The organism is Parvularcula marina (assembly GCF_003399445.1).
Lineage (GTDB): Bacteria > Pseudomonadota > Alphaproteobacteria > Caulobacterales > Parvularculaceae > Parvularcula > Parvularcula marina.
This window is the reverse complement of sequence record NZ_QUQO01000001.1, coordinates 325,868-350,866: the sequence shown is the minus strand read 5'-3', so window position 1 is coordinate 350,866 and position 24,999 is coordinate 325,868. Positions and strand designations below refer to the sequence as shown.

Below are 24,999 nucleotides of genomic sequence, written 5' to 3'. Positions count from 1 at the left end.
CGTCATCGGGAAAGTCTGGCTCAGTCGTCTTCGCCGTCGACCCATGCCGCTTCGTCGACCTCGTCAGAGACGCGCAGGACACTGCCATCTTCTTCAAGGAAGAATTGCTCCATCTCCGCTCGCGTGAACGGCCGTGAGCCCAAGCGGCCAAAGACCGCCATCTGGTGGCCGGTCTCATCGACGGCGCGGTCACGATCGAGGCCCTTGGAGATCGCAATAGCGGGCGTGCGGGTCTTCTTCCAGGCGATCAGCTCCGGCCGAGGCTCGGGCGAGAAGCCGTAGAAATTGGGCTGCATGGAAGGCCGCTCATTCTTGCCGTCGGCACCGCGTCCCGCCATGGGCGAGGTCAACTGCAGCAGTTTGAACCCGCCTGTCCCATCCGCGACATAGGCAAAGAGCGACGCATTGGTCGTGCCCACAATAACATCGCGCGCATCCTCGATTCGCACGGGCGAGCCGTCAAAGCTCGTCACCTGCTGGTAGACCGTCGGGGTACGGGGCTTTTCGACATCGACGATATAGAGGCCCTCGCGTCCGCCCGCGACATAAGCATAGGTTCGCGCGACATATATGCGGTGCGCGTCCGACATCGGAATGAAGCCGCTTTCGACCACCTGCGGCTTATAAAGATCGGTGATGTCAAAGACATGGAAACCGCGATCAGAGCTCGCAAAGAGATAGCGGAATTGCACCGCCGTTGCGCGCGCACCGGGCAAGGCGACGTCGGCGGCAAGCCGCGGGCTGAGGGGATCATCAAGATCGACGACCGCAATGCCGCGCGGTGTCGTGATATAGGCGATCGTGCCGGCAAGGGTGATATGGCTTGCGCCATCAAGCACGCCATTCGGATTCCACGTCACCGCACGCTCAAGGAAGTTGTTGCGCGCTTCGCCATCGGCGAAAGTCGTGATGTCAACCAGATAGAGACCTTCCTCCGCATCCGTCACAACAGCATAGCTGTAGATCGGGTGCATCGGCTGTTCCTGATTGATCTCCTGGATCTCAGGCGTGTTGCGCAGCGGGTTGACCGGCTGGTTGGTCGCCATCGCCATGCAGGTCGCATTCTTCGATTTGACGCGAGGGTCATGGCCGAGCGGTGAGAAGGGCGCGGTGACGATACGCTCGGAGAAGCCCTTATTGCCGACCGAGGCGATGTCATAGACCATGAAGCCGCCCTTGCCTTCGGCAACGAAGAGATATTCGCCGCGATGCTGCAGGCAGTTGACCGCGCCGCGCGCGTCCTGACGGACATTGGCGATTTCCTCGAGCGCGCCGGTCTCACCAGAGCCCTTATTGTCGAGATCGAAGGTCTTGCCGCGCTTCCAGTTGATCAGCTCACGGTCATTCTTCTCGACATGCGCCCTGTAATAATCGGGATAGGCATATTCCTGAAGATAGGAGCCAAAGACAGCCTGCGGTTCTTCGAATTCGGTGACACGGATCGCTTCGAGGGCGCCTTCCTCACCGACATAGGCATGAAGGCCGACGAAATTGACGAAATTCGTGCCCAGCAGCATGAGCTGCGCCATGATCGCGTTGTTGTCCTCATCAACGGAGACGTGACAGTCAGAGCAGGTCTTTGTCTCAGTCTTGCGCACCGTGTGTGGGAAGTGCGGCGCGAAAGCCTGTGAGGAGTAACCGGCCGAGGAGATCGGCGGCTGTTGGATATAGATCCGTTCACGGTTCACATTGGTCGAAGTCAGCACGAGCGCGGAGGTCGAACGCACCGGGGCAACGATATTGCCCTTTGTGGTCTGGTGCTTGCCGAGCTGGAACATCTGGTCGCGGGCAACTTGCGGGTTATAGGTCGCATAGTTCCGCGTGGTTTGTTCCTCATATTTGTGGGTCTTAGTCTTCCAGTTCGCTTCGATCGGCAAATGGCAGCCACCGCAGGACGTCGTCCAGGAGAGGTGGCAGGTAAAGCAGGCCATGTCGTCGTCATCATGGGCGCGCGCTTCCTTGCCGACGCCGGGGCCCCAAGGGAGGAGGCCATTGCTATCATAATCCATGGCGACGGTTTTTGCGCGTGCGGCCTTGGCATTATAATCCGGGTGCGTCTTGTCGAGGCTATCCTTGACGAGGCTCATCTCCCATTCAAGCTCGGGATCCACGATGGAGCGCTGGATCAGCGTGCGGCGGCCATCGCGAGTGACCCACTCAAAGCGCAGACGGCCATCAGGGTTACGCAAGGTCGTCATGTCCCGGCCGCGCGGGGTCGCGGCAACATTCGAGGTGCGCAGCATCGGATAATCATCCGCCGTGCCGTGACAGTCGCGACAGCGGATCTCGACCGCGTTCGCAACCTCGCCATGAATATAGCCATTGCCGTGGCTGTCGCCTGACCAGTGGCAATCCGCGCACTGCATGCCGACTTCGGCATGGATCGACATCATGTGGACGGATTTGCCCGGGTTCGTGCCAACTTCAACGAAATCCGGTTCGCCCTCGCGGCGCCATTTCTCGGGATCGTCGGGATCGACGATATTGCCCTCGGCATCAAGGAGGTTGCCGTCGCGGTCACGTTTCAGGATGGCACGGAAGTTCCAGCCATGGCCGTGATAATCCGCAAACTGCGTATCTTTGAGCTCTGGGTTCAGGTCATAGACATTGCGCAGGAAGTCGAGCTTGCGCCAATTGCCTTTTGTCGCCGCGCCTTCGGGGTTGCGGTCAAGAACCTCACGCTGCTCGGCAATCGTAGGATAGTGCTGCTTTTCCGGCCACATGGTCGGCGCATCACTCTCATAATCCCACATCGTGTAGCCGAGATATGTATTCAGGAACATGTTCGGCTGGTGCATGTGACAGTTCATGCACTGAGCGGTCGGAATGGCGCTGGTGAATTCATGCCGGATCGGGTGGCCGCTCTCGCCATGCGGGATCGTCGGATCTTTTGTCTGGGTTTCACCATCCCGGCCATATTTGGCGTAAGTCAGCGAGTGCCGCGGCTCACGGTCGTTGGCGTAAGGCGTATGGCAGGCCGAACAGCCTGACATGCGATAGTCTCCGGGCTGATCATTCGTCCCCATGAACCAGGTGAAGGGGTCATTGAGGCGGGTCTTGTGAATGTTGAGGACGGGGATCGCAACGCGCAGACCTGTACCGGGACCGCGGTTCGACTGGCGCAGGTCCGGACGACCGGGTTCTTCGAGACGCTGGATCTGCCCTGTCGGATTGGGCAGGCCGACCTCTGCAAACTGGGTGATGACGTTCCGCCCGCCACGCTCGAAGACACGGAAGACGTCTGCGGGCGGAATGACGGTCCACATCGGCAGCGGGGCCAGCCATGGACGGATGCCGCGCGCGGCCTGCGCTTCGGTCAGCGTGCCTGCCGGATTGCCCGGGCCGATCAGCGCGGCGGGTTCACCCTCGCGCGTATAGGCCTCGCCGAGAATGTAATTCTTATAGGGCAGGATGCCGTTATTATAGGCGGCCCCGCCCCACAGCATGGCGCCGGTTGCCATCAGCGAGCGCTCAGCAGCCTCAATGATCGGCAAGTGGCAGGCGCCACAAGACTCGCGCGCAACGCGGTAGTCGGACGGGTTCACGAAGCGGACGAATTCGGGTGCTTCTTTATTCAGGAGTGCATAGCTGCGCTCAGGGTTCGCTGAGTGCGGGAAATGCCAGGTCTCAGGATAGGTCGGCAGGACGTGGGCACGGTTCCGCGTCTCGGCAAATTCGGGATGTTTCTCATCGAAATCGTCATGGCCGTCTTTGCTGGCTTTTTCCTCGGCAAAGGCAGAGCCGTAACTCGTCTCATGACCTTTGACGCTGCGAACCGGCACCTCGCCGCCATTCCAGAAAACGCTTGCGTTCCCGCCGTGACAGTCCGTGCACCCCAGCACCACGCCGGGGCTTGCGTGCATGGTCTTGCGGTCGGTCTCTAGGTGGCAGCTCTCGCAGCCATCGGACTTCGCATCCGCTTCCATCCAGGTTTGCCCGAACGGCGCAGCAGGTGCGGTCACATAGGTTCGCTTGACCGGCTTTTCCGATTCAGGCGCAGCGAAAGCCGTCCCCGTGAGGAGGAAGATGAGTGCGCCGAGCGCTGCGATGAGCAGACGGAATGACATCAGTAGGACAGCACCGCGTTGAAGAGGATGGAGTAATAGGCGTCGAGTTCTTCCTCGCTGCCGAAGAGTTCCTTGAAGCCGTCTCCGGGGACGAGCGCCGCGCCGGATAGCCTGAGGACCACGTTCTGGATGAAATTCGGCCGGTAGATCGCGGAAGCCGAAAGGTCATAGCCGATGTCTTCGGCAATCGGCCCCTGAATGCGGGTCGCGGAGAGGATCGAGGTATCGTCAAACCACAGATGATTGGCATTCAGCGTCAGCCGCAACTCAGGCAGGACATCGGCATCAACACCGCCGCCGAGCAGAAGCGTGCCCGGATTGGTGAAATTCGACTGGCCCTGTTCTTTCGAGGACCGCAGTGAGTTGAGAATGCCGTTCCGGCCATTGACCGCAATGACCCGTCCGCCACCTGCGTAAGGGATCGTCTGACGGATCCAGTAACTGGTGTCGGCGCCGGCAAATTGCGGGTTCTCGAAGATGGCATCAAAGCCTTCTTCCTTGTCATCATAGGGGTCGCTGTCGCCCGAGGCATAAAGCGCCGAGAGGCGGAAGCGCAGCCAGTCGACATCGATCGAGGGTTCGACAGCAGCAAACCAGGCGGAGATATCGGTTGGCTCGCTGACGAAGTCGCCGTCGCGGTTCTCACCAAAGGCATGATAGACAGAGGCCGAGAGGTTGATCCGGCCAATCCGTCCGTCTGCCGAATAGCCCAGATAGCCTACATCATATTCACGGCCTTCAAGATTGCCGAGAAGGGCGGGGCGCACGGGGAAGCCGTTCTCGTCGATCTCGACGTCGTCCGACTCCCGGTTGATGTTCCAGATAAAGGTCGCCTGGCTGGTCATGCCCGGGAAGGGCAGGTCCTGACGGTAGATATTTGCGGCAAGGACATAATCCTCGCGGATTTCCTCATCGACCGCGTTGAGGCCGGAGTTCGTGTCCTTCTCGAGCCGCATGAAGGCAGCGAGATTATACTGGAAGCGGTTATTGTCGCGGTTTCCGAAGAAGCGAATGCCGAGCTGGCTGTCCTGGAACAGGAAACCCCGGAAATCAGCATTGAAAGGCTGAACGCCGACACGGACGGAATCGAAATCATACCGGTCCGAGACGTTGCGGATATGGTAATCCACAAAGGCTTCCTGAATGCCGACGTAGAAATCCGTGCGCTCCGTATCGCGCGACGGTTCAACAAAAAGCGCCCGGCGCTCCTTGATGTCGACATAGTTGACTTGAATCGCCGGTGTCAGGCGGAATTCAAGATCTGGCGGTTTATAGGCCGTCATCCCCTTGATCAGAGAGAAAGAGGGAATGAAAGTCTGAGCAAAGACGAAACTGTCACTCTCGCCAAAGACATCAAGCTGGTCAGGCTCTTCGGTCGTCTGGATGCTGACTGGCGTCGGGAAGGTGCGCGGCTCGATCACCGTGTCAGAGGTCAGGGCCGCAACAAGGAACAGCTCATCATTGCCGAGGATCGGCCGGTCGCCCTTCAGCGTGTTTTGATTATAAGGATCGTACCACTTCTCTTTGACCCCGATCGCCTCGGCAAGGCGCCAGCGGTCCGGCACGGGAACGATTGCGCCTGCGCCCACGGGCGGAGGCGGGACGGCACCGGGGTTGAGGACGACGATCTCGTCTTCGGGGACCGGGCGGCCCGGACGGCGGCGCTCGGCCTCGATCACTTCCGTCTGTTGTTCAAGTGCCCGCGGATCGACGGGCGGCGCATTGACGGGATCGGGTACTTTCGGGTTCGGCTCATGCCCATATGTCGCACAGGCCGAGGGGATCACGGCGAAGGCGGCAAGGGTGAGAAGGCGGAACCGGTCCATCATGTCATTTCCCCTGACAGACATTCTGCTGACTGGAGTCAACAAATGGCGTGAACGGACAATTGACATAGCGCAGGCGAACCTGACGGTCATTGAGCTGCACGACGATGCGGTCGGCGCGAATCTCCGGTGGCGCGTTATTGATCGTCCCCAGCTTCAGCCCGGCATTATGCAGGCCAAGGAATGAGATCATGTCGTCCTGGTCGATTCCGTCGCCAGACACGCCGATCCCGCCGATCAGCTGATCGCCGCGATAGATCGGCACGGAGCCGGGGAAAATCTGGATGCCGTTCATCAGCCGGTTGCTGACATCCCGGCCCATCGGCAAAGGCGCACCTGTTGAAGGCAGGAAGGTGCAACCACGATTGGTATCTGTAGGTGAGATCCCGAGGACAAAGCCGACATGCTCGGAAATATTCACCACAGCGAGCTCAGTCTGAAGACCTGTGTTGAATGGATTGAAGTCATCAATCGGGACGGAGAATGGCCCCGGCCCGTTACCGAGCTCCCCATCCGGGAAATAGGGCCGGGATATATTGCCGCCCGAGCGGTCAGCAAAAGCGTGCGTACCAGTCAAAGCGGTCGGGTCGTCAAAGAATGTCCGTGTACGGGTGACGACTGTATCAAGGCCCGGCGGACGGTTCCCGGCCATTTGGTCCGACAATCCTGCTGGAACAGCGGGGGGCTCTAATGCGGGCGGACGCGGTGTTGCGTTCAGATCATTTGCGGCATCGGGCCCGGAGAAGAAAGCTGCCGTCCGCGCCTTTTGCAGGCTGACATCGGTGCCAAAGATCGGCCCGTCAGGCGAGCGAACCATGCCGAGAATTTCGCCATTAGTATCAACGACCGAGACCGTGACCTGTGCCCGTGAATTGAGCGGCTGACGGATCTGCGCGCGAGCCTGACTGAGGATGTTGAAGGCTTCCTCGAGCAGGGTTTGGACTTCGAGCGCTGTCAGGGGCTGTGATACTGACCCGCCATCCGTGCCTGCCGAAGGAGGATAGCGGTTCGTGCCCAAACCGTCCGTAAGCACGTAAGCGTCAGGCGTATTAAAGGCCGTGGACAAACGAATGCCGGATTGCTCCGTGCCATAAGTCGTGCCTGCCTGGATTGTCGCGACCATGCCTTGCCCGAAATAGCCGCGAACCGGGCGCAGGGCACCTATGCCGCCGGGCAGCGTACCAAAGGCAGGCGCAGCCATGGGATCGGTCAAGAAATCGTCCTCATCTGCGTCCGAGAACCGCAGCGCGGTGCCATCGACAAGGATTCTCGGTGCAATGATCTCTTCTGGTGCCGGGAAAAGACGGCTGGCCGCAAAAGCGATGATTTCCTCATCGCTCATGTCGTTATCACGAATATCGGGATCGAAGGTGTAGGTATCATCGACCGTCACGCCGATGCCGCCAACAACGACCCCATCCTTGTAAAGAGGAAAGCCGCCGGGATCAGCCGATAGCCCTAGCGGAGAGCGGTTGGGGCCGATGAAAGGCCCTTGTATCTCATCGTAACGGGTATTGAGGTCCGAACAGGGAAGCTGGCTGATCTGCACACCAAAAAGCGGACCGCTTTCCAGACCGTTTGTCAGGCCCGGGGCTGGCGGGAAATGCTCCTGTACGATCTGGCTCGCTGTCCGGGTCGAGAACGCATTACCGCCAGACGACAGATAAGCGCCTGTAATCGCCTTGGTGATGGCGACAAGATCGCTCGGTGCCCGGACGGTCTGAAGCCCGGCATGGCGGCCAGAAGGAGCACCATCGACAATCGCGTTCGGCGGGGCGCCTGTCATTTGATAAAGGGCCAGCACATTGCCGACCCGATCAACCACAGCGATCGTCCCCGGCGTCCCGCGCGCCTGCGCTTCGGCAATTGCTGCCGAAAGTAGAGATTCTACATCTGCCACGCTCAAGGAACGCGGAAGCGGATCTTCGAAACGACGTGTCGGCGGAGGAGGAGAGTTCGGCGTCGGTTCAGGGGCGGCAGTCGTGCCGCCGCCACCGCCTGAACAGGATATGGTTAAGGCGAGGAGCGAGACCCCGAGCGCTTTACTGACCCAACTGCTCATGTGATTCAGAGCCTCCGGGTCCGGTCCGCGATAGCGAGAAGTGCGCGACGAAGACGGGCGGCGTCGTAATCCGAGGGGTTCTGCACCGCGTCGAAGGCCTCATCGATCTCGGGCGCAAGTTCATCCAAGATGCTGAATTCAATCGCGCCCTGATCGACCATCGCATTGAGGAAGACATCAACAGCGATGACTGCCTGCTCGCCTGCCGCATAATTCGTGTACTCTGCGGCAGTCGTCGCATCGAGAATGCGCGACAGGATATTCATCGTCGTACGGCTATCAAATTCAGTCTCGAGGAAAGCTTCGCGCAGATCTCGGCTGTAATCGGCAAGGGCGGCGGCAGCGAGCTTGGTCGCGTCATGATCGACACGAGTTGCGGCATGCAGTCTTGCGCCGACCTGACTGAATTCGGCGGACCGCTCCGGCATGACTTCAGCGACTGCGGCTTTCAGCATGATGAGGTTTGAATCTGTAAAGACAGGCACGCCCGGTCCGAGTGGGCGGCCCGGATTGGGGCGCCAGCCAGCAAAGGTCTGCCGGTCATTGGACAAAGGCTGGTGGCAAGCATGGCAGTCAAAGAAATAGAGCTCAGGGAACAGACCATCCCGGCCAAGCTCATCATCCGTGAAAAGCTCGGTCGCACGTTCCAGCGCAATCGCCTGACCAACGGCCCAGTTCTTCATCGATGAAGTCCGCACCATGGATTTGCGCTCGAGGTAATCCATGTCGACGGTGTGGTGCTGTTGCAGGGCAGTGAACAGCTCCAGCTCAAAGCTCATCCGCGGGTGGCCCGCACCCATGATTCGGTGCGTGACGAACTGTTTCTCCCGTGTGCTGCCGAAATGACAGTCGAGGCAAAGGCTGGTCGTCTTTTCGACATCAGTCGTTGGGAAGAGGCCATTCGCAAGATTGTCCTCATGGCTGACGCCGACGGCATAATGGGTCGACAGCCATTTCTCGGCATTACCGTGACAGCTCTCGCAGGTGACGCCTTCGGAGATATTGAACTGATCGCCCCACTGAGTTTCAGGGACATCATGGGCGTGGCAGGAGAGGCATTCGGGTGCCTTCTCGGCCGGGCCGAAGCCGGCCAGCCGTGAAATCGCCTGACCCTGCGGGGTCATCAGCACCTGATAGGCGCGTGAATGCGCGCCGCTTGAACGGGAAGGATCCTGCCAGGTGAGAATCTCGTTCTGCCGCACGATCGCGCCGCTAGCGGTCTGGCGGCTGTGACAGGTCGTGCCGGCGCAGGACGCAACGCCTTGCGCCATCGCCCCGTCGTCCAATGGTACTGGATGTTGCTGGGCCCATGCCATGGTGCCCAGGCTGAAAATCACGGCCCCCGCCGCCAGAATCTGCTTGAACACTTCTCGCTTCCGCATGCCCTCACCCTCTTAACGAGAACTAACATGATCGAAAGGGGAGCGGAACCTCCGAAGAGACCTTTATGGTGAAATCGTGAGGCGCCTGAGTGTGGAAAAACCGGCGCTGTGTCAGGCGGACAACCTGCCGAGACACTCGACGGCCAGTTCGACACGGTCCCGGCCATTTCGCTTTGCAACATAGAGCGCGCGGTCGGCGCGCTCGAGTGCGGGATGAACTGACCGCTCGCCAGGATCGATGGCAGCGACGCCAAAGCTGACGGTAATCGAGAAGGATCCGCCTTCGCCTAGGAAGGTCAAGCCTTTGATCTTCTGGCGTAACCTGTTGGTCAGCGAGACGGCTTGTGAAGGTGTCGTTTCCGGCAGGATGAGGCCGAATTCCTCCCCGCCGAGACGGCCAAGATAATCTTCTTCTCGGATTTCCTTGGACACGATGCGGGACAGACTGGCGATCACATCGTCGCCTGCGGCGTGCCCATGGACGTCATTGACCTTCTTGAAGTGATCAATGTCGAAAAGAACAGCCGTGAGGGGGACGCGATGACGCTCTGCGCGCGGGACTTCGCGTTCTGTCAAATGGAAGAAGGCCCGGCGGTTCAGCGCCCCCGTGAGCGAATCAGTGACCGCAAGATCATAAAGCGAGCACTTGTCTTCTTCGGCATGGATCAGGTCCTGAACCGCATAACGGCCCGCACTGCGGACGCAAATGTCGTTGGAAAGAAGCCCGGCAAAGCTTTTGAGAAGGCGGCTATCCGATTCGCTCATCACGCGGGGCTTGTTGTCGAGAATACAGAGGGTGCCGAATCGCTTCCCATCGGGATCGCGTAGCGGCACGCCAGCAAAGAAGCGCATGTTCGGGGCTTCACTGACCAGTTTCTCACCGGAAAAATACTGGTCTTCCGCCATATCCTCGACCTGAAAGAACCGGTCAGCGAGGTTGGCAAGAGAGCAGAGGTCGTGGACCTGATCGTCAAGGGCTTCGGAAACCCCGTGCGAGGATGAAAACCATGCACGGTATCGCTCGTTGAGCGCCGCGATCACCATCGGCACGCGGAAGGCGAGGGCGACAGTCCTCGCCATATGGTTTGTGTCATAAGCAGAGGATCCATCGAGAATCCGGTATCGCTGCTCGACTTCTGACTTGATCGATTCAAACTTCTGCTGCGGATATGTAATCATGGCCCAGTCTTTGCCCCCACTCGTTCCCGGGACCGGCCTAGCCATTTCTGATTTCGATATGGTTAGAAAACGACGTGAATCGATTCTTAATCTGGATACGCATATTTGATGCAAATCTTCCTGTTTGATCTCGATGCGCCCCCTCAAGGCCTCGATTTCGGCTCTCTTTCAACGACTTACGAGAGAGATCGGGCAGCCTCGTATATGCGGGAGGAAGACTGTACCCGTTTCATCCACGGTCGTTTGTGGATGCGCTTTTTTTTGGGTCAGGCGCTTGATCGGCCGGCGTCCTCATTGCGCTTTGAAGAGAAGGAGGGGCAGGCCCCCATCCTTACCGATGGAGGGAATGCCGTGCCACTCAGCTGGAGCTTGTCCCGCAGCGAGGGGGCGGGCGCCATGGCGTTGGCCCCGGATGGCCGGCTCGGAATCGACATTGAGATGGCGCGCGCGGTGCCGGAAGCGGACGCGATATCTAAAGACCATTTTTCCAAGTCTGAACAAGAGTATCTGTCTGGTTTCTCAGGTGAGGAAAAAGAGAAAGCCTTCCTGCGGCTCTGGACTGCCAAGGAGGCGTTCAGCAAGGCGCTTGGGAAAGGGCTGGCCGCCGACTGGCCGGGTTTCTCGCTGGATCTCAGCCAGACGCCGCCGAAACACGTTTCTGCCGGTCCGGAAACTGACCCACGCCAGTGGCATTTCGAAGCGTTCCGCGGGGATTACGGCGAATATGGCTGCGTTGCTCACGACAGACCGATAAACTCCCTGAAACTGCAGGACCTTAGGTCGTAATAGAATAGAAATCTGAACGCGTTATGGCTCATCTGTTCACCAAAGGGGGAGATGAAGAGCATGGGGGCGGACATCGGCGATTCGACGCGCGCACCGATTGCGCTTGCAGCCAGCTACACCCTTGGGCCGGTTCTTGATCATCTCAGCCACCTTGCGGGCGAACTTGGATGGCCGGTGGATATTCGCGCCGTGCCTTATGGCAGGTTCGCAGCCCAGCTAAGCGATGCGGAGGGCTCATTCTGGGCGCCGGCAAGCCGCCGCTTCATCTTGTTGCGGCCCCAGGATATCGAAGACGACGAAGCTCTCACCGTGTCTGCTGTCTGGCAGGCCGAAGACGGCATCCCGCTCTGCATCCTGATCGGGCACGATGATCCGGCAGCGGAGAATGCGACCGCCTCCCGCCTGAAAGAGAAATTCCACAGCGAAGCCCATATCGATATCGTCCCTGCACGCCATGTTTTCGACGGTTTCGGGATCGGTGATCCGGGCGATGAGCTGACCAACCGGACAGGGCATCTGCCCTATACAGAAAGCGGCATGGCTGCGCTAGCGCTCTACATGGCGCGGATCATCGACGGGGCACTGCGCCCGCCGGTCAAGCTGATCGCTGTCGATGGTGACAATACTATTTGGGGCGGTGTTCTCGGTGAGGACGGGGTCGGTGGTGTCCGGCTCGATGAAGGTCATCTTGAATTGCAGCAGCGCCTTAAGTCCGCCGCTGCACGCGGCGTGATCCTGACGCTCCTGACCAAGAATGAAAGCACCGATATTCGGGCGCTCCTGCTCGGGCGATCTGATTTTCCTCTTGGTAAGGAGGACTTCTTTGAGGTCAATGCCGGATGGGGTGAGAAATCCGCGCATCTCGCGCGCTTGGCTGCAACGCATGGCGTGGGGCAGGAAGCCATCCTGTTCCTTGACGACAATCCTGTGGAGCTTGCGCGGATGCGCGAGGCCATGCCCGGCGTCCTGACGGTCGGAGTGCCCGAGGACGGTCCTTCACATGCCTATCTTGATGGACTCTGGCCATTTGATCAGGGCACGGCAACAACGGATGATGAAAAACGGGTCCGCCGCTTGCGGGAAGAGGCCGGACGGCAGGCCGAAAAAGCAAAAAGCGGCGATCTCGACAGCTTTTATGCAACGCTCGGCCTCAGGGTCGAGATGTTCACGCCCGGCACGGGCGATGTCGCGCGCATCGCACAGCTCAGCCAGCGGACGAACCAGTTCAATTCCTCGCTGCTGCGGCTGACAGAGGGTGACGTTGCGTCACGGCTGGAGAAGCCCGGCGCGGTTCTGCGGGCAGTCAATGTCGCCGACCGCTTCGGCGATTACGGTCTTGTTGGTCTTGTGATCGGTGACCTTAACGGGGGCACGCTGTCGCTTGATCTTTTCTGCCTGAGCTGCCGGGTGCTGGGCCGCGGCGTCGAGCATGACCTGCTTCGCCAATTGATGGCGGATACAGGCGCCCGGACGTTGCGCATCCGCCATGTCACGGGGCCACGCAATGCGCCAATGCGGCGTTTCCTTGACCGGCTTGAAGGAAGCGACTTGCCCGAAGAGGGCTGGCTTGATCTCTCCACGGAAGAGATATCGCAATTGCGGTTTGATCCGGCCGAAGAGACAGGCGATGGCGATGACCTTATCGCCGCAGCTGAAGCCGGCATGGAAGGACGCGGCGCGGCCTATCAGCGGTTCGCTTTTGCAGCCCATGAGGGAACCCCTGTGGCTGCCCTATCAGCGGAGCAACAGACGCGCCCGATGCTCGAGACGACTTTCCAGTCTCCGCGCGGCGATACCGAGGTGGCGCTGTCAAAGATATGGCAGGATGTCCTTGGCATTGAGCAGATCGGGCGTACAGACAGTTTTACCGCCCTTGGAGGTAAGTCGCTCCATCTTGTGCGTATTCACGCCCGCATGACGCGGGAGATGGAGGTCGAGATCGCGCTTGCTGACCTCTTCCGTTTCCCGACTATTGAGGCGCTGGCTCGGCATCTCGGGGCAGAAGACAATTTAGGTTTTGACAGGGCAGCGGCGATGCGGGCCGCCCGGATGCGCCGCCCCCGGAGAGTTTCATGACGAGCGATACGCAAGCCCCCGGAATAGCCATTATCGGCATGTCGGGCCGGTTTCCCGGCGCGAAAAATGTCGATGAGTTCTGGGAGAACATCAAGCAAGGCCGCGACACGGTTTCGCATTTCGGTACGGATGAGCTTGACCCCGTCGTGCAAGAGCTGGCCGGAGACAGCGACTATGTCTGCGCCAAGGGCATGCTCGATGACATCGACCAGTTCGATGCGGCTTTCTGGGGCATGCTGCCGCGCGAAGCGGAAGTCATGGACCCCCAGCACCGGGTGTTCCTTGAAATCTGCTGGGAGGCAATCGAGGGGGCGGGCTATGACGCCAGCCGCTATGAAGGCGCCATTGGCTGTTTCGGCGGCTGCTATATGGACACCTATGTCCTTCACAATCTGTGCTCTGACGAAGCCTTCCGGCGCAATCTTGTCCAGTCGATCCAGGTCGGCACGCTTCAGACGGAGCTTGGCAATGACAAAGATTATCTCGCAACCCGTGTCGCCTTCAAGCTGGGTCTGCGCGGCCCCGCCATCAATATGCAGACGGCCTGCTCGACCTCACTCGTCTCGATTGCCACGGCGTGTCAGTCGCTAGAATCTTATGCCTGCGACATGGCACTGGCGGGCGGAGTGACAATCGTCCTGCCGCAATTCAAGGGATATCAGTATAAAGAAGGTAGCATGCTGTCACCGGATGGCACCTGCCGCCCCTTTGATGCGCGCGCGGCGGGGACGGTCTTCTCCAACGGTGCAGCGGTCGTCCTCCTCAAGCGTCTCGAGGACGCCATTGCAGATGGCGACACCATCCATGCGGTCATTCGCGGCTATGCCACGAATAATGACGGGGACGGCAAGGTCAGCTACACCGCGCCATCACCCGAAGGGCAGGCTGAGGTCATCTCGCTCGCCATGGGCATGGCCGATATCGATGCGCGCAGCATCGGCTATATGGAAGCCCATGGTACGGCCACGCCGCTGGGCGATCCGATTGAGGTCGCGGGTCTGACGGCGGCGCACAGGGCCTATACGGATGACAGGCATTATTGTGCGCTCGGCTCGGTCAAGGGCAATCTGGGGCATCTTGATGTCTCATCCGGCGCCATCGGCACGATCAAGACCGCGCTGACCTTGCGCGATGCGGTGATCCCGCCTCTGGCACATTTCGAGGCGCCGAACCCGAAAATCGATTTCGAGAATTCGCCCTTTTATGTGAATACGGATCTTATTCCATTCCCTAAAGGCACAGGTCCTCGCCGTGCTGCTGTCTCGTCCTTCGGGGTGGGCGGCACCAATGCTCATCTCGTGCTGGAGGAGCCGCCAGAAGCAGCGGCATTGCCGCAAACGGAGGGACCGTTCATTCTGCCTTTCTCCGCCCGGACAGAAACTGCGCTGACCGCCATGGCGGCCGGGCTAGGCCCGGCAATTGCGCAGAGTGATGCGCCCCTGAGTGATATCGCTGCCACATTGCAACGGGGGCGGAAGACTTTCCAGCGCCGGGGCTTTGTTGTCGCCTCGACGCGCGAGGAAGCTGCCGCCGGATTTGACCGCCCTGAAATGGGGCTTGAGCCTGCGGGCAGCCCGAAACTGTGCTTTCTTTATACTGGGCAGGGCGCGCAATATCCCGGCATGGGCGCGGCGCTTTATAAGGCAAGCCCGGCCTATCGTGACTGCATCGACCGGGTTGCTGAGACCCTGAAAGCCGATCCCGATTTTGGCCACGACATCCGCGACTGGCTGCTCAACCCCTCCGCCGATGCCAGCCAGTTACAGCAGACGGAGTTTGCGCAAGTCTGCATCCTTGCTGTTGAGGCGGGCATGTCGGCGGCGCTCGCTGAAAAAGGTGTCACGCCGGACGCTGTCATAGGACATTCCGTAGGCGAACTGGCGGCCAGTGTCACCGCCGGCATCCTTTCGCTCGAAGAAGCCGCGCGCTTTACCGCGCGCCGGGGGCGCCTGATGGGCGGCATGCCCAAAGGCGGGATGCTGGGGGTCAAGGCCCCGCGTGCACTGACCGAACGGCATCTGCGCGACGGCGCCGTGATCGCCGGGGTGAACAGCCCGGCCATCACCGTCGTTAGCGGCACGGCGGATGCGATCATCGCAACAGAAACTGCCCTGCGCGAAGCAGAGATCGAGGCCACGCGCCTTGCGGTCAGCCATGGCTTTCATTCGCCGAGCATGCGGGAAGCCGCCGAAATGCTCGGGGCACCGATGGATGTCCTGACCGCTGGTGACAACATGCAGGTCTATTCGACCTTCACCGGCGAACGGATGGAGGCCGCCCGCTGGGGCGAGAGTGCCTATTGGCGCGAACAGATGCTGGGACCTGTCCTGTTTCTGGACGCGGTCAGTGCCGCCATCGCCGATGGCTTTAACTGTTTTATCGAAGTGGGACCGGGCTCAACGCTCGCGGCGCTGACCATGCAGTCGGCGGAAGAAGATGTGAGCGCCATCACGACTCTCGGCCCCGCCAAACAGCCGGGCGATGCACGCGCGACGATGCTTTCCGCGCTCGGCAAATATTGGACAAAGGGCGGCGAGATCGACTGGGAAGCGGTTCAACCGGGGGCGTTTTGGCGGGTGAGCTTGCCGACCTATCCCTTTGAAAGAAAACGGTTTTGGGTAGAACCCTCAGATGCGGTGGCAGGTGCTGAATCGGTCTCGGATGAGCGCGACGACCTGGCGGGCCTGATCCGCCAGCAATTGGGGGTCGTCGAAGCCCAGCTCAAGGCGATGAAGGGCAAGTGACCATGGCATTGTTTAAGCATAGATGTGGGTCAGAAGGGATGAGCATATGAGCGCGATCACGATTGAGCGCTGCCGCCAGATCGCTGCGGACCTGTCCGGCATGGAGCCCGGCGATCTCTCGCCGGAGGCAAGTTTCCTGTCGCTTGGGTTTGACTCGCTGTTCCTGACGCAGCTCGCCGCGGCCTATACCCGCGAATTCGGCACCAAGGTGACCTTCCGTCAGCTGATCGATCAGGCGCCCACCATGGTGGAGCTTTCCAAGGTCCTGCCAGAACCGAAACCGGCGGCGCCAGCACCAGTGCCGACGCCGGAACCTGCGAAACCCGCCACCGTGACGGCGGTGGCAAAGTCGCGGCCTGTCATGACAGCATTTCCGGCAGCCGAAGGCATGGCCGGGGTTTTCCAGCAACAGCTTGCACTGATGCAGGAACAGCTCCGCCTGCTGACGGGTGAGGAGGCGGCATTCGACCTTGTTGAAATCGCCCCGGAAGTGACGGCAACCGCACCCGTGATCGAAGCAGCCGCAGACGAACCATACGAGAAACCGGCTTTGCCGAAAGGCTTCGGGCCGTCCCTTGTCGAAGGTGACAGGCTGTCTCCGGCGCAGGAAGACCACCTTGCCCGCCTGATCGCGCGCTACAATGAAAAAACAAAAGGCTCCAAGGCCGCAACGCAGGCTGATCGTCCGTACCATGCCGATCCGCGTACGGCGGCTGGTTTTGACAGACGCTGGAAGGATCTTGTCTATCCGCTGGTGATCAACCGGTCGGAAGGCGCCTATCTCTGGGATGTCGATGGCAACCGCTATATCGACATGCTCAACGGGTTCGGCCCCAATTTCTTCGGCCATAATGCGCCGTTTGTGCGTGAAGCCTTGCGTGCTCAGCTTGAAGACGGCTTTGAGCTGGGTCCCCAGACGCCGCGAGCAGGCGAAGCCGCAAAACTCCTCTGTGAGCTGACGGGCATGGACCGCGCCTCTTGGGTGAATACAGGGTCCGAGGCCGTGCAGGCCGCGATCCGCATCTCGCGCACCGTGACAGCGAAAAACAAGATCGTCGTCTTTGAGGGCTCCTATCACGGCAATTTCGACGAAGTGCTCGTCCGCCGGACCGGCAAGGGGCTGGGGCGCACGATTCCGCTCGCGCCGGGCATTCCGTTTGAAAGTGTCGGCAATGTTATCGTCCTGCCTTACGGCACGGATGAAACGCTGGAGGTGATCCGTCAGGAAGCGGACGACATCGCCGCCGTGCTGGTCGAGCCGATCCAGAGCCGCCGGCCGGAATTCCAGCCGCTCGAATTCCTGCACCAGCTTCGCGACCTGACCCGCGAGCAAGAGATTGTCCTTGTCTTTGATGAAGTCATCACCGGCTTCCGCACGGGGCCGGGCGGGGCACAGGAATATTATGGCGTCGAGGCTGATCTTGCGACCTTCGGAAAGGTGCTGGGCGGCGGGATGCCGATCGGAGCCGTTGCGGGCCGCAAAGGCGTTATGGACACATTCGATGGCGGTTTCTGGCAGTATGGGGATGAAAGCGTGCCCGGTGCCGGCGTAACTTTTTTTGCCGGCACATTCGTCCGCCACCCGCTGGCCATGGCAGCGGCCTACGCCTCGCTCAACTATCTCAAATCGGCTGGGTCCGCCCTGCAAAATGGCATCAATCAGAACGCAGAGCGCTTCCAGAATGGTCTCAATGATCTCTTCTCGGATCTCGAAGTCCCGTTCCATCTGGTCCGCTTTGGCAGTCAGATGTTCTTGCGCACTGGCGATGCCGGTCCGCTCGCCTCGCTCTTCTTCTATCACTTGAGGGATCGGGGCGTACATCTCCTCGAAGGCTTCCCCTGCTACATGACGGCAGCGCATACGGAAGAAGATGTCGACTTCGTCATCGAGGCGGCACGCGAAGCCTTGTCAGATATGATCGGTGATGGGGTCATCGCGGGCAAGATGATGCCCCGGGACCTGACTTATGAGCCGAGCCCGGCGCAGACGGAAATCTGGGTTGCCGCCCAGCTCGATCCCGCCTCACACCTTGCCTTCAATGAAAGCGACACTTTCACCTTCCATGGCGCGGATTTCACGCAGCTGGCTGATGCCGTCCGTGCCGCGATCAGTGAGCCCGAAGCCTTCCGCACAACCTTTGACGGTGACGGTGCACTGGCCCATGTCACGGCAGAGGCGCATCTCGACCTTCAGATCCTCGATCACCGCCATCTGCCCGAGGAGGAATGCCTCGAAAAACGTGAGCTGATTTTCACGGCGGAGGCCGATACGCCTTTCGATCTTGAAGACGGCCCGCTGATCCGGCCAACCCTGATCCGTGAGACGGACGAGCGTGCTGTCCTTATTCTTTATGCGCATCACATTATCTTTGATGGCTGGTCCGCCGAGCAATTGCTCGAAGATATCGCAGCCCATTACCGCGGCGAGGTGCCCGAGCGCAGCCAGCCTTTCAGTGCCTACGCAGCGAAGGTCGCGGATGCCTCCGATCTCGATTGGTGGGCGGAGAAATGGAAAGAGGGCGTGCCCTCGCTGATCAAATGGCCAGGCGCGATTATCGATCCTTCGGGAGCAACGGGTGCACAGACGGCGAACCGTTCGGTCGATGCCGGGATGATGCGTGTCTCGCGCGCGCTTGCCTCCGGCCTGTCGGTCAGCCCGTCGGCCATCTGGCTGGCGACATACGGGCTTGGACTTGCCGACATGACCGGGATGCGGGATTTCCTGATCGGCGTGCCCGCTGCGGGGCAGGCGCTTTACGATATTCCGGCCAAGGGCTGCGCCGTACACCTCCTGCCGATCCGCATGGAAATCGAAGCTGATACGAGTTTCGGCAATTTCGTCCGGGGACTGCAAAGCCAGGTGGCCGAAGCGGTCGAGCACCCGGCCATCTCCCATGGTGCGCTTGTACGCAAGCTGAATGCCCGAACGGAGCTTGGCCGTCCACCGCTGGTGCAGGCGGTCTTTAACTACCGCGCGGCCTTCACTGGCGTCGAAATGGACGGTGTCACGGTTGACGCGATGGAAAATCCACGCCGCCATCTTTTCCAGGAGCTGTTCCTTAACCTGACGGCTCATGCCGACGGCGCGGAGTTTGATGCGGAATACCGCACCGCGCTGCTCACCAAACTGCGCGTTGAGACGCTCCTTGCCCGGATGACGGACATGATGGGCAAGCTGGTTGCGCATCCCGAAGCAAAACTGGGCCAGTTTCTGCCGCAGGGAGGGACGGGCGAGTCCATGGCTCGTCCGGCTGAATGATGCCGCATGACATGATGGACAGGCCGCGCCTCGATGCGCTGATTGCGAAGGGCATTTCGAGAATGTCGGAGGATTGCGTCATCTCGGGCGAGACGCTCTGGTCGCGCTCGCAATTGCAGGCGGCGATTGCGGAAATCTCCGTTGCCCTGAAAGACAAGGGGCTCGAACCCGGTGATATTGTCGGGGTCCGGATGGAACGCGGCGCAGAGCTTGTTGCCGCTCTATGCGGGGTGCTGATGGCGGGTGGGGTCTATCTGCCGCTCGATCCCAATTATCCGCAAGCCCGCCTTGACTATATGCGCGAAGACAGCGGCGCGATGTTTGAGGTGACTGCCGGGGGCGTTGAGAATCTGCCCACGGGCCGCCGCCGGCACGGCACGGATGATCTCGCCTATCTGATCTATACTTCCGGTTCGACGGGACGGCCTAAAGGTGTTGCTGTCACTCACACCAATGTTGAGAATTTCCTCCGCAGCATGAGGGAAGAGCCCGGCCTGACTGAACAGGACACCCTCCTTGCCGTCACGACGCCGAGCTTTGATATCTCGGTTCTGGAAATCTTCGGGCCGCTGACGGCGGGCGCCCGGCTGGTCATCGCCACCGAAGAAGAAGTGCGGAATGGCGAGCGGCTCAGTGCCCTGATCGCCCGTCATGGCGTCACGATCATGCAGGCGACGCCATCGACCTGGCGGTTGATGCTTGATGCCGGATGGCAGGGCGCACCGGGCCTGAAGGCCCTTTGCGGTGGTGAGGAACTGCCAGCGCCGTTAGCGGATCAATTGTTGGCCCACACCGGCGAGCTGTGGAACATGTATGGCCCGACGGAAACGACCGTCTGGTCGGCCTGCGCGAAAATCACCCGCAGCGAGGACATCCCGCTCGGCCGCGCTATTGCCGCAACGGACCTCCGTATTCTGAACGAAGACGGTTCGGACCTGCCGCAAGGTGAGGTCGGTGAAATCGTGATTGGCGGCGCTGGTGTCACTGATGGCTATTGGCAGCGCCCCGAATTGAATGCCGAAAAATTCTTCACGGACGAAATGGGACGCCGTTTCTTTCGGACCGGCGATGCAGGGCTGATCGACAATGATGGCCGCTTGCGCTTTCGCGGCCGCCTTGACCGGCAGGTCAAGCTGCGCGGTCACCGGATTGAACCCGAAGAGATCGAGCGCGTTCTTAAATCCCTGCCGGGGGTTCAGGATGCGGCCGTTACGGTGGTGATGGAAGAGGGTGCTGCGAGCGCACTCATCGCGCATCTGGCGCCGAAGCTCGACTTGGATGCCATGAAGGAGCTGGCCGCAGCACAGCTTCCTGCCATCATGGTTCCCTCACAGATGATCGGTTATGACGCTCTGCCACGCCTGCCAAATGGCAAGATTGATCGTAACACGCTCTCAATCGTGACGGCGGAGGCGGCGGCGTCTCCGTCACCCATGACACCGACCGAAGCCATCATCGCGGAGGTCTTCTCCGGCCTTCTCAAGCAGGAAGTAACGGATACTTCCAAGCATTTCTTCGAACTCGGCGGGCATTCCCTTCTGGCGGCACGCGCATTGGCGCAATTGCGGGCAAAGACGGGGACATCGCTGCCGCTGACCTTCATCTTCGAAGCAGAATCAATTACCGATCTGGCAGAACGGATCGATGGCCTGACGCCTACAGAGGAATTTGAGTTCTAGGCATGTCGCATGGCGGGAAGACGAATATTGCCGAGCTGATCCACCGGCTTGAGCGCGCAGGCGTCAGCTTTTCCGTGCCGGAAGCCGAGCGCCTGTCCCTGTCTGCGCCTCAAGGGGTCATGTCGCCTGAACTGGCCGCTGAAATCAGGGAAAACAAACCTGCGATCGTCAACTTCCTGAAGGCCCGGCTGGACGTTCAGCCTGCCGATACGGCGCTGCCGCTGACCGCTTCACAGGAGCGGATGTGGTCACATGGCGCGCTTCATCCCGGCCTGCCGCTTTATGTCATCCCGGCCGCCTTTGAGGTTACCGGGCCGATTGATGCCGACCGGCTGATGGCTGCCTATGACCGGGTGGCTGCCCATTATGATGTCTTCCGCTTGCGGATCGAGGATCAGGGGGAGGAGACCTGCCAGCGTTTTGATGGCGAATTGTCCGGGCTCACCCTGAGTGACCTCTCCGGTGCGGCGGATCAGGATGCTGTACTTGAAGAAGAGATGCAGCACATCTGCTGGAGCCAGATCGAGCTTGCCAAAGAACCGCCTGTCCGTGCCCGGCTGGTCCGGTTGGGGCTGTCGCATCACTGGCTACTGATGGGACTTCATCACCTTGCATGGGACGGGCGCAGCTTCCGGCTTTTCCTCGATGCATTGGCATTGGCCTATGCCGAGCCTGGCGCGGTCCTGCCGCCCGTGCCGAATTTTGCATCCTTTGCCGGCGCGCCCCAGCCGCTCGCGCAGGAGGACCTCGACTGGTGGACGGCCCGGCTTGCGGCCCCGCCAGCGCCGCCTGAGCTGAGCCAGGATCGAGCGCGCCCTGCATTGTTCGATCATCAAGGGGCCATCGTGCCGGTCGATATTCCGCCTGCGCTGCTGTCCCGTGTGAGGGCGTTTGCTAGATCGGCAAGGACGACCAGTTTCACGGTCTTCCTCACAGCTTTTTCAGGGTTTCTGGCCCGAATAGACGGTTCCTCAGACCGGATCATCGGCCTCGACAGTGATGAACGTTCCGATGCCTATGACAATGCTATCGGGAATTTCGTCAATACGGTTCTTTTGCGAGACGCAACGCATAAGGACGAAAGTTTCGGTGATGCCGTCCGCCGTGTGGCGGCTCATATTCCTGAATTCCTCCAGCATCCTGCACCCGTGGGGGACGTCGTCGCCGCAACGGGTTTTCTTGCTGAACCCAGCCGTCCCACCGGCGCGCAGATCATGATCAGCCATCAGTTCAGTGAGAACTGGGCGCCGCAACTCGGCGAGGCAAAAGTGCGCCGCGTTGACCTGCCGGCGCGAACGACGGCGGCTGAACTGGCCTTTAATATTCTTGAGGCGGAAGAAGAAGTCACAGCCGAGCTTCAATATGCCGTCTCGCTCTTCACAAAGGCGCAGGCCGCGGCGCTCGCAGATGCCTTTGCCAGCTTCCTTGACGCCGCGCTGCAAGCGCCCGGAGACAAGATGTCGAGCCTTTCCATCGCCCCGAAATCCATGCAATCCGCTTATGACCGCCTCAACGACACGGATGTGGCAGGCCCCGTACCGACAGCTCTTGAGGGGTTTCTGGAGCAGGCGGGCATGTCGCCGGACCGTTCGGCCCTGTTCTTCCGGGGAGAGACGGTTTCCTATGGAGCGCTTGCCGCGCGAGCGTCATTGCTCGCTGCAGGGCTAGCCGCCGAAGGTGTGGGGCCGGGCCGCATCGTCGGTATCGCGCTCGACCGGTCGCCTGATATGGTCGCTAGCGTCTATGCAGTCTGGATGACGGGGGCGGCCTATCTGCCACTTGATCCCGAACATCCCGAACAGCGCCGTCAGCTGATGATCGAGGATTCAGGCTGCGAACTCGTGATCGGCGAAGGCGAGGGCCAGCTTTCACCGGACCGGCTCGCCGAAGGGCAAGAGGACGCATCCTTCACGCCGGTCTCTGCCGACATTGCCTATGTGATGTATACGTCGGGATCGACCGGCAAGCCGAAGGGCGTCGTCAACGGTCATACGCAAGTCGCCAATTTCCTTGCTGCCATGGCAAAACGTCCCGGCTGTTCCGCCGATGACCGCCTGCTGGCCGTGACCACACTCGGCTTTGACATTTCGATCCTTGAGCTCTTCCTGCCGCTTATTCTGGGCGGCACTGTGATCCTTCCCGATGCGGAAGAAGCGGTAGATGGTGAGGCGCTTGTCCGGCTCGCAGCTGAGCATCAGGCCAGCATCATGCAGGGTACGCCTGCGACCTGGCGGCTGATGCTCGATGCGGGTTGGAAGGGGGATGCGGGCCTTACCGCGCTTTGCGGAGGAGAGGCGCTGCCGGCCTCTCTCGTCAAGACATTGCTACCAAAGGTCAGGGCCCTGTGGAACATGTATGGGCCGACCGAGACGACCGTGTGGTCGACCATCAGCCCGATTACGTCCCCGGATCATATCCCTGTCGGCATGCCGATCGACAATACTCAGATCTATATCGTTGACCCGAATGGCACGCTCTGCCCGCCCGGTCTGCCCGGCGAGTTGTGGATCGGCGGGGAGGGTGTCGCAAAGGGCTATCATGGCCGCGACGACCTGACAGCGGAACGCTTTCTTGATGATCCATTCTCGGATCGGCTAGCCAATCGAGTTTACCGGACAGGAGACCGCGCACGCCTCAGCCCCGATGGCGAGATCATCCATTTGGGCCGCATGGATACCCAGCTCAAACTGCGCGGTTTCCGTATTGAGGCCGGAGAGATCGAGTCTGTCCTGACCGGGCATGAAGATATCGGCGAAGCGGTCGTCATCATCCGTGAACAACCCAATGGCGAAGGCGCGCTGGTCGCCTATTTTACTGCCACTGGTCCCTTTGCCCCGACGGGCAGTGAGTTGCGCCGCTGGCTGCGCCAACGCCTGCCGCAATATATGGTGCCGCAGCTTTTCGTCGAACTCGATGCGCTGCCGCTGACGCCGAACGGCAAGATCGACCGATTGTCCCTGCCGGCCCCTGCCGGGCAGACAAGCCAGCCTCGTGAATATGTGGCGCCACAAAGCGCTTATGAAAAAGAGCTAGCTAAAATCTGGGCGGAGATCCTGAAAGCTGAAAATATCTCGTCCACGGATAATTTCTTTGAGCTGGGCGGCCAGTCGCTGCAGGCGGCAAGGGTCGCCGCCATCTTCCGAGCCCGGACGGGCGCGCGTATCCAGCCGCGCGCGTTGATTTTCGAGACCCTTGCCCAGCTTGCGGCAGGGGCCGTCCCAGAAGGCGACTAATCGCTGAAAATGGCGCTTACGGTTTCTGCAACATGGCTTGAGGCGAAATAATGCCCGGCCACAATCTCTTTCACATCCACGCCGGGAAAGGTCGCGCGGCTGTCTTCGGATGACGGATCCTCTGTCCCCAGAAGGAGAAGATCGGGCAGGGTGGAAATCTGGGGCGCGCCATTGAGCAATGCCAGATCAGCCTCGAGCGCCGGCATCGCGACTTCCCTGATATCTGGATCATCAAAAGAGGCGGGCAGAGGACCATAGCTCTCCTCGAGCCGTAGAAGCAGGTCCTCGCTCGTTGATCCACCTCCCCGCCGGGCCGGGGGCGCCCCGATCACCACGCGGTCAACCTTGAGGCCCGACGACTCCGCTGCGGCCAGCGCCATCAGCCCCCCGAGACTATGCCCATAGAAAATCATCGGCCGCGCCGAGGAGAGGGCGGCAAGGCCCGCCTCAATCTCGGCCATCACATCGGACCATTCGGTCAGCGGCGCTTCGCTTAAGCGGTCTTCGCGTCCCGGCAATTGCAGGGCCCATGGTTCGACATCTTTGGGAAGGTGGGCGGTCCAGTTCCGGAAATGATAGGCCCCCGCCCCGGCAAAAGGGAAAAGCACGAGCGCTTTTGCGGCCATGGGTCGCGGCGAAAGAAGGCGAAAGGCGTCGCTCATGTCACTCCAGGCAGAAAAAAGGCCGTATTGTCGAGGCCTTGGTA

The 24,999-nt window shown here is 60.4% G+C and carries 12 protein-coding genes; 6 read left to right on the top strand and 6 right to left on the bottom strand.

Annotation, left to right across the window (positions count from 1 at the left end; translation table 11 throughout):
* Window positions 1–20: 20 nt before the first annotated feature.
* The 5 genes from DX908_RS01560 to DX908_RS01540 all read right to left on the bottom strand — a co-directional run bounded on the left by DX908_RS01560 (window position 21) and on the right by DX908_RS01540 (window position 10,516).
* Window positions 21–4,067, bottom strand: coding sequence for an LVIVD repeat-containing protein (locus tag DX908_RS01560; protein ID WP_116390711.1), 4,047 nt, complete (start codon window positions 4,065–4,067; stop codon window positions 21–23).
* Window positions 4,067–5,896 carry a hypothetical protein gene (locus DX908_RS01555; protein ID WP_116390710.1) on the bottom strand — a complete coding sequence of 610 codons (1,830 nt, stop codon included), beginning with the start codon at window positions 5,894–5,896 and terminating at the stop codon, window positions 4,067–4,069. Before DX908_RS01555 ends, DX908_RS01560 begins: the two co-directional genes overlap by 1 nt.
* Window position 5,897: 1 nt before the next feature.
* A complete protein-coding gene (locus tag DX908_RS01550; protein WP_116390709.1) occupies window positions 5,898–7,955 on the bottom strand; it encodes a heme-binding protein in 2,058 nt (685 codons plus the stop codon).
* 5 nt (window positions 7,956–7,960) lie between these two features.
* Entirely contained in the window at window positions 7,961–9,337 is a 1,377-nt protein-coding gene (locus tag DX908_RS01545; protein ID WP_116390708.1) for a multiheme c-type cytochrome, read from the bottom strand.
* A gap of 111 nt (window positions 9,338–9,448) precedes the next feature.
* Complete coding sequence (locus DX908_RS01540) at window positions 9,449–10,516, bottom strand: sensor domain-containing diguanylate cyclase (RefSeq protein ID WP_158548416.1); 1,068 nt, start codon at window positions 10,514–10,516, stop codon at window positions 9,449–9,451.
* 204 nt (window positions 10,517–10,720) lie between these two features.
* Here DX908_RS01540 and DX908_RS01535 point away from each other — a divergent pair, with 204 nt between their 5' ends.
* Genes DX908_RS01535 through DX908_RS01510 form a run of 6 tightly spaced genes read left to right on the top strand, consistent with a single transcriptional unit; the run spans window position 10,721 to window position 24,293 of the window.
* Complete coding sequence (locus tag DX908_RS01535) at window positions 10,721–11,302, top strand: 4'-phosphopantetheinyl transferase family protein (protein WP_158548415.1); 582 nt, start codon at window positions 10,721–10,723, stop codon at window positions 11,300–11,302.
* 60 nt (window positions 11,303–11,362) lie between these two features.
* Window positions 11,363–13,378 carry an HAD-IIIC family phosphatase gene (locus tag DX908_RS01530; protein WP_158548414.1) on the top strand — a complete coding sequence of 672 codons (2,016 nt, stop codon included), beginning with the start codon at window positions 11,363–11,365 and terminating at the stop codon, window positions 13,376–13,378.
* Entirely contained in the window at window positions 13,375–16,122 is a 2,748-nt protein-coding gene (locus tag DX908_RS01525; RefSeq protein WP_116390704.1) for a type I polyketide synthase, read from the top strand. Before DX908_RS01530 ends, DX908_RS01525 begins: the two co-directional genes overlap by 4 nt.
* A gap of 46 nt (window positions 16,123–16,168) precedes the next feature.
* Window positions 16,169–19,381, top strand: coding sequence for an aminotransferase class III-fold pyridoxal phosphate-dependent enzyme (locus DX908_RS01520; protein WP_158548413.1), 3,213 nt, complete (start codon window positions 16,169–16,171; stop codon window positions 19,379–19,381).
* 11 nt (window positions 19,382–19,392) lie between these two features.
* Complete coding sequence (locus DX908_RS01515) at window positions 19,393–21,060, top strand: non-ribosomal peptide synthetase (protein ID WP_158548412.1); 1,668 nt, start codon at window positions 19,393–19,395, stop codon at window positions 21,058–21,060.
* Between the two features lie 2 nt (window positions 21,061–21,062).
* Window positions 21,063–24,293: a non-ribosomal peptide synthetase gene (locus tag DX908_RS01510; protein WP_116390701.1), complete on the top strand. Its 3,231-nt coding sequence runs from the start codon at window positions 21,063–21,065 to the stop codon at window positions 24,291–24,293.
* On the opposite strand, the gene DX908_RS16215 is transcribed toward DX908_RS01510, so the two are convergent.
* On the bottom strand, window positions 24,290–24,955 hold the full coding sequence (locus tag DX908_RS16215) for a thioesterase II family protein (protein ID WP_158548411.1): 666 nt from the start codon (window positions 24,953–24,955) through the stop codon (window positions 24,290–24,292). The genes DX908_RS01510 and DX908_RS16215 overlap by 4 nt on opposite strands.
* Window positions 24,956–24,999: the final 44 nt, after the last annotated feature.